Below are 14,423 nucleotides of genomic sequence, written 5' to 3' on the forward strand. Positions count from 1 at the left end.
CTTCAAGCTGATTTGATCAACAACGCCGCTTTAGAGTATAACTCCCTTCGTTATATTCTACTTACCAGCTGATAAATAAACCACTGAACTTAAGGAACTTTATGCACTCGATTCATGGATTACCGGTGACCACCAGTGAAAGAGAGTATGAATCTGTATACGTCAATTTGTTTACTCATAAGCGACTAGCAATTGATTCCTTATTCAACTTACTAAAAAATCAAGACAACACATCACTTACAATCTTCACAGACAAAGAAACATTCTTGACTGGTATCACTGACGAAGTCATCTCAAAGATCAATAACTTAGCAAATACATCACTAGATCAAATGTATTTTGTTAATAACCATCAGTCAAAGAAAACAATTAATCCTATTTTGCTATCCAGAGACATTTACAGGGTGAATGTAAAGGCAGGTTCTACTTATGTTTTATTTATTCATGACTCCTTACTCGCTCATTGTAATGACAATGAAATTAATGAGTTTCTACGAAACATCGAAAAGTTGGCCATTAACAAAAACCTAGCCATCAGTTTGTGTATTTATGGGAACCTTGCAACATCCATATTAAAACCTAAACTGCTGACGAATAACCGATATATAGCTGGGTTAGCGACTATGACACCAATAGACGAGTCAACTTATAATTACCTCGTTGATTTTTGGTCGAACAAACATGGGGTTAAGTCAGATAGTGAATATATTCTAACGAGCTCAAACAGCCATCAATTGGAAGCTACTTTGAATCAGAGCCTAAACTCTGCAGGCACTACTGAAGACAGAGCGGACAGCGATCGGATTTATGTCAGTAAAGAAGTTTTAGGTGAGGGCGTTAAGGCGCCCAAAAGCGTGCATTTAGCCAATGACAATCAAACACTATTGAGCATGATTGATAGTCCAAGAGCATCAACCGTGATCTTTAGTTGTGGCGATCAAAGTGAAGTCAGGCAGCTAGCTATCGACTGTTACAGGTTGCGAGCTAAAGCGGGTAATCAGTTAAAAATAGTTATTCGTGAGACCAACCAGTGTCTGCGATATACAGATGAAAAATTTCTACTGCGGGCAGGAGTCAATTTGATCTGTCCAGTTCAAGTTCCTCACATGCGCTTTATGACTCAGGTCGAGGCCATACAAGGCCAGGTGTCGACTCGATCCTTACCTATAAATGTTGAATCACTGCTCAAATATGATCTTAAGTTCGGCAACAAAGGCTACTTGCTCAACAAAGAGTTCACCAATTATTGTAGCGATGTTATTGCAATGTCATCACGCTCAAGCATTCGATTTGCACTGATAAAGCTTAATCTATTACCCGGAATGACCCCAGAGGAATGCTTGCGACTGTGCCATATTCGCCGAGACGGTGATATTGTCACCGCCTGTAATAATGCCCTGTATGTTCTTTTTAGTGCTATCCGTCATAACGATATCAATGTTGCGCTGAACAACATCTTCGAGTTTCCTATTCGCGATCTGTTCCATACGGTTCAAACCTATGATACTCAACATGATATCGAAGCCGAACTACTGCACATCATTGAAGATCAAACTGCAATCTCACCTGAAGTATCGAAATTAACGACAGAACAAAAAATATTTTCAGATATTTCTCAACCCATTGCTGACATACCTCCCCTATTCGCTATAAAAACAGTCATCGCCTCTAAGGGAAACATATGAACATTAACGATTTTCTGCTTACGGCAAGCATCAGTATTTCTATCGGGGTGCTACTGGGGTACTTTCTGCGCGATGCTATTGAGTTTGGTAAACGCTTTTATCAACGTCATCTCACTCGTTCACGATATTTCGAACAAGATGTCATTATCACTAAAAATAAGAAGCTTAAATAATGAAACCTCATGTTAAGGATTCCATTTATGCAAACCTAAGTTTAGGTTGGTGGAATATCTATTTTATCGCAAAAGTAGCCCTTTTCGCTCAAGGGACAATTGACTTCCACCCAGTTGAAAACTTCGCTTTATTACTATTTATACTGCTCCCAGTGACAGTGAAACCGATCAACGCATTTCGCCACCTAATAGCCATAGTGATAGCAGCTTGGCTGTTACATTATGACTCTTACCTTCCTCCACTGGATAGGCTTTGGGCACAAGCGGGACAATTGATCCAGTTTGAAATCGGATACCTTATTGAGCTTATGGGTAGATTTGTTTCACTCGAAACTCTCGTTGGCTTATTCACACTATGTGCGGGTTATTTCATTCTAAGTAAATTTTTGCGCGTCTCAGTCTTTGTCGTTATCGCGATGCTTTATGTCAGCCTGCCGGACAATACCGACTCTTCTGCTCAAGTTGTTGTTAGTTCAGATTTACCACAAGAGAATACTCCTGCAGAGCAACGTCCAGAACAACCGCAAATTGCTGAAATAAACGATCAGTCCCTCAACAAAATGACAGCCGACTTTTTCGAAAAAGAAGCGTCTCGCTCTGTCTCGTTTAGTCAGGACACTAATGCAGGTGCACCGTTTGATTTACTGTTCTTAAGTATCTGCTCTGTTGCATGGGACGATATAGAGATTGCTGGATTAGCAAACCATCCATTGTTTAAAGAGTTCGACATCATGTTCGATAACTTCAGTGCTGGCACCTCGTACAGTGGTCCTGCTGTTATTCGACTCTTAAGAGCGAGCTGCGGACAGCAAGAACACAGCCAACTGTTCGCATCAGCGCCATCGAACCAATGCTACCTGTTTGATAACTTGAAAAACCTGGGGTTTGAAGAGAACCTGTTAATGAACCATAACGGTGTATTCGACAGCTTCCTCGAGCTAATTAAGAAGGATGGGGATTTACAAACAGACCTCATGTCTCAAGAAGGATTTAAACCTTACCAAAAGTCATTTGATGGCTCATCGATATTCAGAGACAAACAAGTCCTAGATAACTGGATACAGCAGAGGCTCAATAGCAACGACGAAAAAGTAGTCGCACTGTATAATTCAATATCATTGCATGATGGCAATAGAATCATCAATTCAAAATCCAGTACTTCAATGATCAGTTATAAAAAACGTTTGAAGAACCTACTTGATGACCTTTACGATTTTTTCAAGCAACTTGAAGCGTCGAAACGCAATATCGTCGTTGCTCTCGTACCAGAACACGGAGCAGGTATGCGCGGTGATAGAATGCAAATACAAGGTATGAGAGAAATACCCGCTCCTGCAATTGTACATACCCCGGTTGGCATTAAAATTTTTGGAGAAAATATTGAGCGTAATGGTGAAACCGAGCATGTTAAAGCACCTTCAAGCTATCTAGCGCTTTCGCAATTGGTTGCCAATATTTTAGAAGAAGATATCTATAGTCGCCGCCAATTCACCCCAGCTAAATTAGCTGAAAATCTGCCAGAAACACCTCTAGTGGCACAGAACTCGGGGTCGACAGTGATGGAGGTAGATGGAAAGTACTACATCACTCTCGATGGCTCTAGTTGGATTGAATACCCAAATAAATAGCCATTAGTCAGGCTCTGTCAATACATAAAATTGTGACAATTAAAATACAAGCCAGTGCATTTCAATCACTGGCTTTTTAATACCTACCATTATCAGATTGTTTAATCTAAATGCACACCAACCTACTTCAACTTAAAGATTGTAAGCGTCATGACTCAAGAAAGTGGCGTTCTCGAGTAAGAAATCTAACAAGGTTTCCGCTTGTAGCGTTAGTGCACGGCCTTTCAAAGATTGAACCTTAACCGTCGCCTTCGATAGCATCTCCAACTCGGTCGCAACCACTTCTATCTGCCCTGACTTTATCTCATCGATCACAGTGAGCTTAGGCATAAAGGTGACGCCCAACCCTGCTGAAACGAAGTTAGTCAGTGCCGTGACTGAGTTAGTTTGAAGTTTTGGCTGCAAGGTAAGATGGGAAATTTGTTCAGCCTGCTTTACTAGCCTCCCCATACCGGTCGAGTTATCGATCAAGGCGAGAGAAGCGTCTTGAATATCTTGCATTACCACTGGTGCTTCTTTCATCGTAAGGAAGTGCCCCTTCGGAGCAATCAATTCGAGCGGATGGCTGCGTTCAACGTGGGAGTGCAGTTTAGGGTGCGGTGCAGACGCATAGGTTATCGCAAAGTCTATCTGTTGATCTTCCAACATCTTGACTGCATCCAATGCCCCTGCGATCTCAATAGAAAGATTGATATCAGGATAACGAGTCATGAAGGTTTGCATCGGTTTAGAGACCAAGTTAGTAATAAATCCTTCTCCAATCGCGATGCTAACATTACCGCCCTTGAGGTTTTTAAGCTTGGTTAGTCGAGCAAGCACTGCCGCCTCTCCACGAACAATGGAGCGATAGTAGTTCAACAGTTCGTTCCCCGCCTCAGTCAGCAGAGATTGGCGGTTGTTGCGCTCCCATACTTTCATTTCCGCTTGCGCTTCTAACTGTGTCAGCATTCGACTCATCGCGGCAGGGTCAACGTTCATCATCTTAGATGCCTTACGTAACGACCCGTATTTCGATAAAGCATTAAGGTATTCCAGCGCGCGGATATTAAAGTGGTGCATTCAACTTCCTTGTGATTCGACTGACACTAATCAAGCGTCTCACAATTTTGCTGCGAACACGTATCCCAATTTATCGAGATCGGAATTGCGCTTACTAACTTGTGCACCGAGTCACTTCAAGGCATTACATCAAAGGTTGATATACGTGTATTTTTTGCTGTAGATAACACAAAGGCGACAACTTTCGTCATCGCCTTTGTGGTCATTATCCCGATGTAAACCTCAAGCAGTCAATAACCGGTCACTTCACTACAGACCAACAAAGAAACTGATCACCAATGCGTTGATCAAATCAACAAAGAAACCACACACTAATGGCACCACAATGAACGCTTGTGGGCTTGCGCCATAGCGGTGAGTTACTGCGGTCATGTTCACAATTGCTGTTGCGGTCGAGCCTAGAGTGATACCACCAAAGCCTGAACATATCACCACAGAGTCGTAGTTTCTTCCCATCAAGTAATAAACGACAAACACAGTAAACAGCAGCGAAAGTAAGATCTGGATACTCATGACAACAGAGATATAGCCAAACAGTCCATCGAGATCCCAGATACGCAACCCCATCAATGCCATGGTCAAGAACATGCCTAAACAAATATCAGAGATCATCGCTAAGCCTTTGCGGCCTTGAGCGATTTTCTCTTGTGTACGACGTTTCTTAAACAGTGCGCGACCAACGTTTCCGATTAGGATACCTGCGATCAAACAGCTAACGAATAACGGCAGTTTTAGGCCCATCGAGTCGATAACTTCACTCAAGCTGTAACCCAGCATTAGTGTTAAGTTAAGAATCAACCACGCCCACAGAACGCCGTAGTGGCTAAGCTCTGTTTTTGTTTCACTCTCTTGGAATGCACCAACCGTAACCTCTTCTTCATTAGAAGGGCTTACTTTGTGTTTATTGAGCAGGTAGTTCGCAATCGGACCACCAATCACACACGCTGCAATTAAACCAACCGTGTTTGAAGCGACACCAAGTTCGAGCGCGTTAGCAATACCAAACTCTTCCACAAACATTGGCGCCCAAGCTAACGTTGTGCCTACGCCGCCTATCAAGCTAACAGACCCAGATAGCAAGCCTGCTTTCGCATCCATTCCAAAGCCAGAAGCGACTGCCATTCCGACTACGTTTTGCAACACGATAAAAATGGCAGCAAGACACAGTAGGATGAACAACGGTCGCCCGCCTTTAATCAGTGTTTTAATATCCGCTTGGAGCCCGATGCCAGCAAAAAAGTAGAGAAGCAAAAAGTCTCTGACATCTAGGCTAAAAGTGATTTGGATTTCAAAAATATAGTAAAGCGCCGCTACGGTCGCTGCGCAGACAAAGCCACCAATCACAGGCTCTGGCAGTGAATACTTTCTTAATACTTCAGATCGCTCGATCAAACCTTTACCGATAAACAGTAATGAAATCGCGATCGTAAAAGAGAGCATTGGAGAAACTAGGGTTTCTGTCATGAGGTTATGGATTCCTAATAGTTAGATTATTCATAATATTGCGTACTATTAATAATCTAGATTCAGGCCAAAAAATCAAGCGATTATCGATGATAAAAACATCTAATATGGTTAATTCTGCGACGGTATTAATAGAGATTATAACTATAAAGCAATGATTAAAGGAACGGATATTAGGGAGGTATACAGATGAGGTGGGATATAGAGGCTCTAAAACGAGAAAACCCCAGCATTTCTGCTAGGGTTTTGAATAGTGGTGGAAGGATGGGGATTTGAACCCCAGATACGCTATAAACGTATACTCGCTTTCCAGGCGAGCGCCTTAAGCCACTCAGCCATCCTTCCACAAATTGTGTGTTGAGCATGTCACTCAACGAGGCGCTACTTTATTGATTCTGCTTGCTTTGGTCAAGGGGCATTCTCAAAAAAAGTGCCTTTTTCGGTTTGTTCGATTACAAATTAACTCATTAGATCAAAAACAAACCAAATTTCATTCTTTCGCTGCACTTACGCTTGTTGCTTTTCTTAAGCTTGTTGATAGTAGCCAGGAACTCGAAACCATTTACGACACATATCGAGGAAGTAGCCGTAAAGTACGCCCATACCGCACGAGATAACTGCATTACTGGTGACAGCCGTAACGATCTGGTCGCCTGAAGCACCCACTGCCAACAAAATACCCGCATATACTGGAGACTGGAATAACACGTATGCCATCAAATCAGACAAGTTTTTCATCAATGAGCTTTCTGAAAGTTTTGCACCATTGCGTAAGAACCAATCACGAAAAACGCCATAAGGCCAAGCGATAGCAATGTTTACAGGAATAGATAACGTTCGAGAAGCAAGAGATTGCTCAAACGTCATACCAGAAATAAACACTTCTACGATCATGCCAGAAATAAAACAGAAAACGACCATAGCAAATGTATCCGCAGCTGCGTTTCGAATACAAAATGGACCACGAGACTTCATTGACGACAAACCTAAAATATATCACTGCTTAATTAGTGATTTAGTAACATATAAACAAGGCACATTTGCACCTCACCAGATAATATCGCTATTAAATCACAAGATTAGTAGTCATACACTCCAAATTAAAAATCAAGTTGTAAATTAACAACCAAAAACCACTTTAAAAGCAGTCACTTTCACCAAAAAATCCAACCAAGGTCAAATATTGGACAGTTCGTCATTTACTTACCGTAATTAAACAACATTTAAGCCATAGGTAGATTTACAGTAATGATATTAATGACATCTTGTGTAGGTGGTGATCCTAAAGCAACCTGCTCTAACGCTTTATCGACTTGTTCAGTAAGTTCCGCGTTGTTCATAGCTTCAACGTGGACACGTAGGCTCTCTAGTGCAAATTGAATCAGTTCTAGGTTGTTGTCTTCTAGCGCCACATACAACGTCACTAACAGCTCTTCAGTGTTATCTTTGTTGCGAAGATCAGGTTTAGGCAGTGACTCGCTTTTACTTTTCGAATCGTGTGGTTTTACGTCTTGGCTTTCGAGCTCATCCGCTTTTACTTCATGGTATTGATAAAGCTTATTTGAATAGCGGAACAAGGCATCATCCAGTTCACGCTCGTCAATCGGCTTAGCAATAATATAATCCACACCTGCCCCCAACATACGCTCACGAGTCTCTTTAAAGACATCAGCCGTACAACCAAACACCAATACCGATGACACATCGCCTATCAAAGCACGAATAGCAGTGGTTGATTCAACGCCATCCATCACAGGCATATGGTTATCCATGAGCACCAAATCAAAGCGCTCAGCAACCACGGCTTGTATCGCAAGTTCACCGTTTTCGACGCTCTTACAGGTAAAGCCTTTACTGCTCATGAAGGCTTCAATGATCACCGTGTTAGTTCGGTTGTCCTCGACGATCAGTACCTTTAAGCCAGAGTAGTCCAACTTCTTATGTGGCAAACTCTCGATTTCTCCTGGCTGACATGGCTGAATCTTCAAGCGAACATCAAAACTCGTGCCTATCCCTTCTTCACTGGTGACGGTAATACTGCCATCCATCAACTGGGCAATTTTCTTCACAATCGCGAGGCCAAGGCCAGTACCGCCAAAACGCCTTGTGGTCGAAGACTCCGCTTGTTCAAACGGTTTAAAAATACGCTTCTGAGCTTCTTTAGAAATACCAATTCCGGTATCACGAACTCGAATGCTCAGATAGGTGTCACTCCCCTCTACAACTTCTTTCAGGTACACCTCAACAAAGCCTCTGGAGGTGAACTTCACCGCGTTGTTCAATAGATTAAACAAAATTTGGCGAAGGCGAGCTTTATCTGAGAAGTACCAACGACCCGAAGTCACCTCAGAGTACACTTTGAATTGAAGCCCTTTCTCGGAAGACAATGTGTAGTAAACACTGTTAATACTGCCGATGATCGAATCAAGCGGGAAACGCGTTTCATCAAGATCCAACCTGCCCTGCTCGATCTTCGAGAAGTCTAAGATCTCGTTGAGTAGAGTCATCATATGATCGCCGGACTCATACAAGCTCTTAAGATGCTTCTCTTGTTCAGAATTTAGAGGCGTTTTTAATAGGATTTGAGCGGTACCCAATACCCCATTCATCGGAGTGCGAATTTCATGTGACAAGGTCGCAAGGAAAGCGGTTTTTGCATTGGTGGATGCCTGAGCTTTAACCTTTTCCGCTTCGAGATAAATGGTCTTTTCGTTGAAGGTTTTAATCAAATGGCCGATTTCGTCATCACTCGAGTAATCCACATCAATGATTTCGCCGGCTTTCGAGCTATCAACCTGTGCTGCAATCCTTGTGATTGGACTAATCAAATAACGGTTCAATAAGTAATACCCCGCCATGACACAAAGTAGCAATAGCGGAACAATACCGCCTTCAATGCTCATCACCTGACGAAACACTTCGTCTTCTACTCGTGATTTGGAGTTCACCACATCCACTTGCCAGCCGAAATCACCAAATTGATTGCTACTGATGTAAATGCCTTCAACGAGATTAAAGTTATGCGAAACCAACACTTGGTTAAGCTTATCTCTGAGCGTAATGCCAAGGTTGTATTCTTCGGCGTGGTTCTTGATAAAACCAAGCAGCTCTTCGAGCGAGAGATCCACCGTGGCAACACCGGCAAAAGTACCGTCGTAATAATAAGGGGAAGACGCCGTAATCATTCGAACGTGTGTGTATGGGTCGATATACACATCGCTCCAAGAGATCGTTCCTTGTTTTTTGTTGACGACAGAGGTGTACCAATACTCTTCTTGATAAGGGGCATTTTTGGGGTTGTTGTAAGAATATATCTGATCGATTCTTCCATCGTCGGCTTTATTAAAAAAGTAACTGTTGAGAAGCTTTTTAGAATCGAGCGCATAAGGTTCAGGCCAAATACCGGCACTGACAATTGTATCGTCGCTCGCCGCCAACATGGACTTAAAGAGCGGAATAACATCATCACCATTGCGATGTGCTTGAGCAAACCCAACGAGACTGTCTACAAAGCCTTGAGAGCTGCTGAGTGGCTCTGTAATCAATGCGGATAACAATTGCGTACGCAAGTCGAGATTTTGTTGTAATTTGGCGCGCACAGGGGATTCTACGACGTAATACGTCACACTACCGACAATGGCAATAAACATCGCAAGGTATAATCCAAGCGCTACCATGCTTTTTTTCTTTAAAGACGACCGTATCTGCATAATTCTTTTATTGTTTTCTTTTCTGTTAAACCTAGTGTTTATCATCCATGACATCAAGCCTTTTTAGATTGAAGCTTGATTGGCACAAGTTCATTGGTACTATAAGCGCAAATATGTTCCCTTTTACGGTACCTCACTTTGACTTTACAAGATATTCTTGCGCTTCCAGAGTTGGAAGGAAAGCTAATCACAGAACACAAAACAATGGGCTTTGTCACTGCAATGGCAGCGGCACCGAATGTGTTAACCCCGCATGAGTGGCTACCGTTCTTATGGGGTGGCGAAGAAGTCGCACCTTTTACGGATGGTGAACAGCTAGAAAGCTACATTGAAGTTATCATCGAGCTTTGGAATAAAACCCGCCCTGAACTGATTGAAGGGACTTGGGTTTGGCCTGAAGCTTGTCAATTAGACGACGAAGAAGTGGTGAACACTGCCGCTCGTGATTTTTGTGAAGGCTTACTTCAAGGCTGGCAGATTGCTCGCGACGATTGGGAAACACTAATGCCTGAAGAGAGCGAAGATAACGCACTCGTTGGCGGTGTCCTGCTGTCACTGAGCATGCTTTACGATCCAGAAACGTCAATTGCTACGCTTGCAGAGCAAGGCATCGAAGGCCTAGAGCAGTTCGAAGAGATCTTTAACGCTGTTCCTGTGATGCTTTGCGGACTAACGCAGCGTGGCATTGCACTGGCTGAAGCTCAATAACAGTTAGCTTTATACAAGCCAAAAGGCCTCATTATGAGGCCTTTTTTAGTTTTCAGACGAAATAAAATAGTCGCTTTAGAAGCCTTTCCAATCGAAGTCATCAATTCGCTCATCAGCAATATAAAACAGCTTAGTGCCACTGCTGACCACTTGATCTAACTCTGGGTTGAGTTCAATACCGCTCCCCGTATCAATGGCGATCAGAGTTGCTTGATACTTCTCTTTAAACACTGAGAAAATAGGCGCGACGGTGACAGACTCAGCGTCTTCAGGGAAATACGTTGAATACTGTGTCATGCCTCTTGTTGAGCTCAATAATTCTTGGTGAAGCGCACTGGAACCTGGGTCTACCGCAGCCTTTGCTAGCATCTCAGCACCCACCGCTGGAATACATTCTGAGTTAGGGCAATGCTTGTGTAACAAATCGCTCAGCGCTTCATCTTTAAAGTAAACAAGAAGGTGCGCTTTAGGGTTTCGGTTGGCACAGTAAAGCGCCGCAGATAACGTAATGTCGTCTTCTGGGTTATCAATCAGGATGCAACTTGCAGACTCAATGCCCGTTTTCTCCATCTCTTTGCCATCGGTGTAGCTGTTTACTTTGACGAAATTGATTTCACCGGGTAACGGGTTCTCGATATCTGAACGCGTACATAGCACGATTGGTCGTTTACCCGTTTCTTCGTGTTGTAGCATGCGGATGAGATGAATGGTTCTTTGCTCATTCCACCCCAACATCAAAATGTGGTTGTCCACTCTAACTCTCCTTTTTCCTAGCAAGCCCGCTCGCCAATATTCAACACCTTCTGTCGCCACTTTACCGAGCAACGCGGCAAAAAGGCTCAACCCGCCTGGAATCACAAATAGAATAACGATCCACTGCCCCGCTACCGTGGTCGGTGATAAATCACCATAACCAACCGTAGAAGCCGTCACCACCAAGTAGTAAGCGAATACGGTAACCGAACTGGTTAAATCTGTTTCACCCGCCAAATACAGCATCGACCACGATAAAGCGATGTAGCCAAGAAAAGTGAACAGTAAGTTTTTGCCATTCAAAACAAAGATGTTTGCTTTGATCCAGCGTTTGAGTTGTAACCAGATTATCATTCGAGCCTCTAATCTTTTCCTCTTACTTACATGCTAGAAAAAATACGCGATATCAACAAGATGTATCATCAGAAAAAGATACATGACCACAAGATTGATATTGGCGGCCTATACGCAGATACAAAAAAACCAGCACTATTGGCTGGTTTTTTTATTGGTTAGATAAAAGAACGGCTTACGCGTTACCTTTTACCTGCACATTTAACTGCTCTGCAAAATCTAGCATGCGGTTCAATGGGACAAGAGACTTTACACGTAGCTCGTCAGAAACGAAGATCTCGTGTTGCTCACCACCATTCTCAAGCGCATTTTCAATCGCTTCAAGGCCGTTCATTGCCATCCAAGGGCAGTGTGCACAGCTACGACAAGTTGCACCAGCACCAGCCGTTGGCGCTTCAATCAGTTCTTTTTCAGGAACCAATTGCTGCATCTTGAAGAAGATACCTTTGTCAGTAGCAACAATCATCTGTGGATGAGGAAGCTCTTTTGCTTTCTTGATCAGTTGGCTTGTTGAACCTACAGCATCCGCCAGTTCAACGACACTTGCTGGTGATTCTGGGTGAACCAAAATAGCCGCTTCTGGGTATACCGATTTCATTTTCTTCAAAGCATCAGCTGAGAACTCATCATGAACGATACACTCACCTTGCCAAAGCAACATGTCAGCGCCGGTTTGATTTGCGATGTAAGAACCTAGGTGACGGTCTGGGCCCCAAATAATGGGTTTGCCTTCAGCATCTAGGCTTTCAACGATCTCTAAAGCGATACTCGACGTAACCACCCAGTCTGCACGAGCTTTAACAGCCGCAGAGGTGTTCGCGTATACAACCACAGTGTGGTCAGGGTGAGCATCACAAAATTCTGTAAATTTGTCAGCTGGGCAGCCAAGATCAAGCGAACATTCAGCTTCAAGTGTTGGCATTAAAATGCGTTTTTCAGGAGTAAGAATCTTTGCAGACTCACCCATGAAACGAACACCAGCGATGATCAAAGTGCTTGCTGAGTGACGGTTACCGAACTTAGCCATCTCTAATGAATCGCCAACGAAACCACCAGTTTCTTCTGCCAGAGCCTGAATTTCAGGATCGGTGTAGTAGTGTGCAATTAGAACTGCATCTTTTTCTTGAAGTAGTTTTTTGATGTTTGCGATGTGGGCCTGTTTCTGAGCGTCGCTCAATGGAACTGGCTTAGGCGGAAACGGGTAAACTGTATCGATTTTATCTAGTATATGACTCATTGCTCTTGCTCTACGCAACTTCTTCCGAGAATCCGAGTATTCTACACAGGACAGCGATTGGGATCAAAAAGGATTGGTTGCAAGCGGTGACTAGCTAATGCTTAAAACGCATAAACAAGGCGATGTATTGTCATCACTAGCAAGAGAAGTAAACACTAAACGGAAGTGAACAGGTATAAAAAAGAGGCGCCTAAGCACCCCTATTTTGGTTATAAGTGGGTTTTGGCCACTTTAGCCGAAGCACTGTTTGGGTGCTCGGTTACGACTTGTTGGTAATATTTCTTAGCTTGCGTCGCGTTGTTGTTGCGCGCTGCTATGTCACCAAGCTTAACCAGTGCATCTGCTCGCTTGTTTGAGTCTTTGTACGACACAACAGCAGCGAAGCTCTTCACGGCTTCTTTATCTTGCTTCTTAGCGAAATAAAGCTGACCTAACCAGTAATGTGAGTTAGGTGTGAAGGTAGAATCTGGGAAGTCTTTTTGAAACTTTTGGAATGCAGCGATAGCACCCGTGTAGTCTCGTTGCTTTAGAATCATATCTACAGCATTTTGATAAGCAGTTTGCTCATCCACATCAGTACTGAACGTACCAGAAGCGTCTTTAGAGCCTTCGCTCGCCGCCACTGCTACCGTTGCTGTTCCTGCTGCTTTCACCTCGCCTCTTACGCGATCCAGTTCAATGAACAGTTCACGCTGACGCTCTAGCATTTGCTTCATATCGTAGCTGTTTCGTTCCAGATCACCACGAAGTTCACTGATCTCCAGTGCCATGTCGTCGATTTGCTGTTGCATTTGAAGCTGAACGAGATTGCGATTTTGAAGCAGGCGCTCTAAACGCTCAATATCTGATTCGTTAGATGCTGATCGAGAGGAAGATGATGAATTGGTTGCGGTGCTATTGAGATCGGATACTGGAGCTGGTGCAGCGAACGCGGTGTTCGCTGCACTTGCCAGTAACGAAAGCAAAATGACTCGCTTTGTGTTACTGAACATGAGGCAATCCTCAATTATATAGTCTACTAAAATTAGTAAACTAGTACTGCGCGACGGTTTTTAGCGTACACATCTTCAGATTGACCTAGAAGAAGTGGCTTCTCTTCACCGTAGCTTACGATAGAGATTTGGTCAGCTTGAACACCTAGAGCTTGTAGGTATTTCGCTACAGCTTGTGCACGACGCTCGCCAAGTGCGATGTTGTACTCAGGAGTACCGCGCTCATCAGCGTGACCTTCGATAGTAACGTTCATGTCAACGTTCTTAACTAGGTATGCTGCGTGAGCTGCTAGCATTTCTTCGTAATCGCCAGCGATAGTAGAGTTATCGAATGCGAAGTAGATTGTTTGAGTTTCACGTAGCGCTTGCTCTTTAAGCTCTTGCTCAGACAGTTGACCGTTAGCGTCAATTGGCGTTACAACAGTTGTGTCTACATTGCCTTCTGAACCTGAAGTTGTTTGGTTGCTTTCAGTACCAGATGTTGCAGATGTTGCTTCATCAGTTGAGCTACATGCCGTTACTGCCATCACTGGTAGTGCAATCATCAAGCCTTTAAGAACTTTGTTAAGTTGCATCTTTTTTTCCTTACGTTATCAAACTTAGTTTCTACAGCGACTAAGAGTGCTATAGATAGTTAAATGCCACAATAGTTAACACTAT

The 14,423-nt window shown here is 43.3% G+C and carries 12 protein-coding genes and 1 tRNA gene; 4 read left to right on the forward strand and 9 right to left on the reverse strand.

Annotation, left to right across the window (positions count from 1 at the left end; genetic code table 11):
- Window positions 1-101 precede the first annotated feature (101 nt).
- Genes bcsE through bcsG form a run of 3 tightly spaced genes read left to right on the forward strand, consistent with a single transcriptional unit; the run spans window position 102 to window position 3,486 of the window.
- A complete protein-coding gene (gene bcsE / locus AB4209_RS01470) occupies window positions 102-1,685 on the forward strand; it encodes a cellulose biosynthesis protein BcsE (RefSeq protein WP_372054600.1) in 1,584 nt (527 codons plus the stop codon).
- Window positions 1,682-1,858 carry a hypothetical protein gene (locus AB4209_RS01475; RefSeq protein WP_170791835.1) on the forward strand — a complete coding sequence of 59 codons (177 nt, stop codon included), beginning with the start codon at window positions 1,682-1,684 and terminating at the stop codon, window positions 1,856-1,858. The genes bcsE and AB4209_RS01475 overlap by 4 nt, the downstream gene beginning before the upstream one ends.
- Window positions 1,858-3,486, forward strand: a complete 1,629-nt coding sequence (bcsG, locus tag AB4209_RS01480) for a cellulose biosynthesis protein BcsG (RefSeq protein WP_065585142.1) — start codon at window positions 1,858-1,860, stop codon at window positions 3,484-3,486. Before AB4209_RS01475 ends, bcsG begins: the two co-directional genes overlap by 1 nt.
- A 132-nt stretch (window positions 3,487-3,618) precedes the next feature.
- Here the strand turns inward: bcsG and AB4209_RS01485 are convergent, their stop codons facing one another.
- From AB4209_RS01485 to AB4209_RS01505, 5 genes are all read right to left on the reverse strand, one after another.
- Window positions 3,619-4,545, reverse strand: coding sequence for a LysR family transcriptional regulator (locus tag AB4209_RS01485; RefSeq protein WP_372054603.1), 927 nt, complete (start codon window positions 4,543-4,545; stop codon window positions 3,619-3,621).
- A gap of 249 nt (window positions 4,546-4,794) precedes the next feature.
- Window positions 4,795-6,009, reverse strand: coding sequence for a sodium/glutamate symporter (gene gltS, locus AB4209_RS01490; RefSeq protein ID WP_017062061.1), 1,215 nt, complete (start codon window positions 6,007-6,009; stop codon window positions 4,795-4,797).
- Between the two features lie 254 nt (window positions 6,010-6,263).
- Window positions 6,264-6,354 (reverse strand) — tRNA-Ser (locus tag AB4209_RS01495).
- A 180-nt stretch (window positions 6,355-6,534) separates the two neighbouring features.
- Window positions 6,535-6,984: an L-alanine exporter AlaE gene (locus AB4209_RS01500; protein ID WP_017062062.1), complete on the reverse strand. Its 450-nt coding sequence runs from the start codon at window positions 6,982-6,984 to the stop codon at window positions 6,535-6,537.
- 248 nt (window positions 6,985-7,232) lie between these two features.
- On the reverse strand, window positions 7,233-9,686 hold the full coding sequence (locus AB4209_RS01505; protein ID WP_372054605.1) for an ATP-binding protein: 2,454 nt from the start codon (window positions 9,684-9,686) through the stop codon (window positions 7,233-7,235).
- Between the two features lie 171 nt (window positions 9,687-9,857).
- Here AB4209_RS01505 and AB4209_RS01510 point away from each other — a divergent pair, with 171 nt between their 5' ends.
- On the forward strand, window positions 9,858-10,427 hold the full coding sequence (locus tag AB4209_RS01510; protein ID WP_017062064.1) for a UPF0149 family protein: 570 nt from the start codon (window positions 9,858-9,860) through the stop codon (window positions 10,425-10,427).
- 75 nt (window positions 10,428-10,502) lie between these two features.
- Here AB4209_RS01510 and AB4209_RS01515 read toward each other — a convergent pair whose 3' ends face one another.
- From AB4209_RS01515 to pal, 4 genes are all read right to left on the reverse strand, one after another.
- Window positions 10,503-11,534 (reverse strand): potassium channel family protein, encoded by a 1,032-nt coding sequence (locus tag AB4209_RS01515; RefSeq protein WP_017063519.1) that lies wholly within the window; start codon window positions 11,532-11,534, stop codon window positions 10,503-10,505.
- A gap of 175 nt (window positions 11,535-11,709) precedes the next feature.
- The gene (gene nadA / locus AB4209_RS01520) at window positions 11,710-12,771 is read right to left on the reverse strand and encodes a quinolinate synthase NadA (RefSeq protein ID WP_048664691.1); all 1,062 of its coding nucleotides are present in this window, start codon (window positions 12,769-12,771) and stop codon (window positions 11,710-11,712) included.
- Between the two features lie 209 nt (window positions 12,772-12,980).
- Window positions 12,981-13,763, reverse strand: coding sequence for a tol-pal system protein YbgF (ybgF, locus tag AB4209_RS01525; protein WP_017062068.1), 783 nt, complete (start codon window positions 13,761-13,763; stop codon window positions 12,981-12,983).
- A gap of 32 nt (window positions 13,764-13,795) precedes the next feature.
- Window positions 13,796-14,338, reverse strand: coding sequence for a peptidoglycan-associated lipoprotein Pal (gene pal / locus AB4209_RS01530; protein WP_017062069.1), 543 nt, complete (start codon window positions 14,336-14,338; stop codon window positions 13,796-13,798).
- Window positions 14,339-14,423 lie beyond the last annotated feature (85 nt).

The organism is Vibrio sp. 10N.286.48.C11 (assembly GCF_041469805.1).
Classification (GTDB): domain Bacteria; phylum Pseudomonadota; class Gammaproteobacteria; order Enterobacterales; family Vibrionaceae; genus Vibrio; species Vibrio crassostreae_C.

Excerpts from the sequence above, each read along its gene's own strand:
- bcsE (WP_372054600.1), top strand. The coding sequence starts at position 102 with ATGCACTCGATTCATGGATTACCGGTGACCACCAGTGAAAGAGAGTAT.
- AB4209_RS01475 (WP_170791835.1), top strand. The coding sequence starts at position 1,682 with ATGAACATTAACGATTTTCTGCTTACGGCAAGCATCAGTATTTCTATC.
- bcsG (WP_065585142.1), top strand. The coding sequence starts at position 1,858 with ATGAAACCTCATGTTAAGGATTCCATTTATGCAAACCTAAGTTTAGGT.
- AB4209_RS01485 (WP_372054603.1), bottom strand. The coding sequence starts at position 4,545 with ATGCACCACTTTAATATCCGCGCGCTGGAATACCTTAATGCTTTATCG.
- gltS (WP_017062061.1), bottom strand. The coding sequence starts at position 6,009 with ATGACAGAAACCCTAGTTTCTCCAATGCTCTCTTTTACGATCGCGATT.
- AB4209_RS01500 (WP_017062062.1), bottom strand. The coding sequence starts at position 6,984 with ATGAAGTCTCGTGGTCCATTTTGTATTCGAAACGCAGCTGCGGATACA.
- AB4209_RS01505 (WP_372054605.1), bottom strand. The coding sequence starts at position 9,686 with ATGGTAGCGCTTGGATTATACCTTGCGATGTTTATTGCCATTGTCGGT.
- AB4209_RS01515 (WP_017063519.1), bottom strand. The coding sequence starts at position 11,534 with ATGATAATCTGGTTACAACTCAAACGCTGGATCAAAGCAAACATCTTT.
- nadA (WP_048664691.1), bottom strand. The coding sequence starts at position 12,771 with ATGAGTCATATACTAGATAAAATCGATACAGTTTACCCGTTTCCGCCT.
- ybgF (WP_017062068.1), bottom strand. The coding sequence starts at position 13,763 with ATGTTCAGTAACACAAAGCGAGTCATTTTGCTTTCGTTACTGGCAAGT.
- pal (WP_017062069.1), bottom strand. The coding sequence starts at position 14,338 with ATGCAACTTAACAAAGTTCTTAAAGGCTTGATGATTGCACTACCAGTG.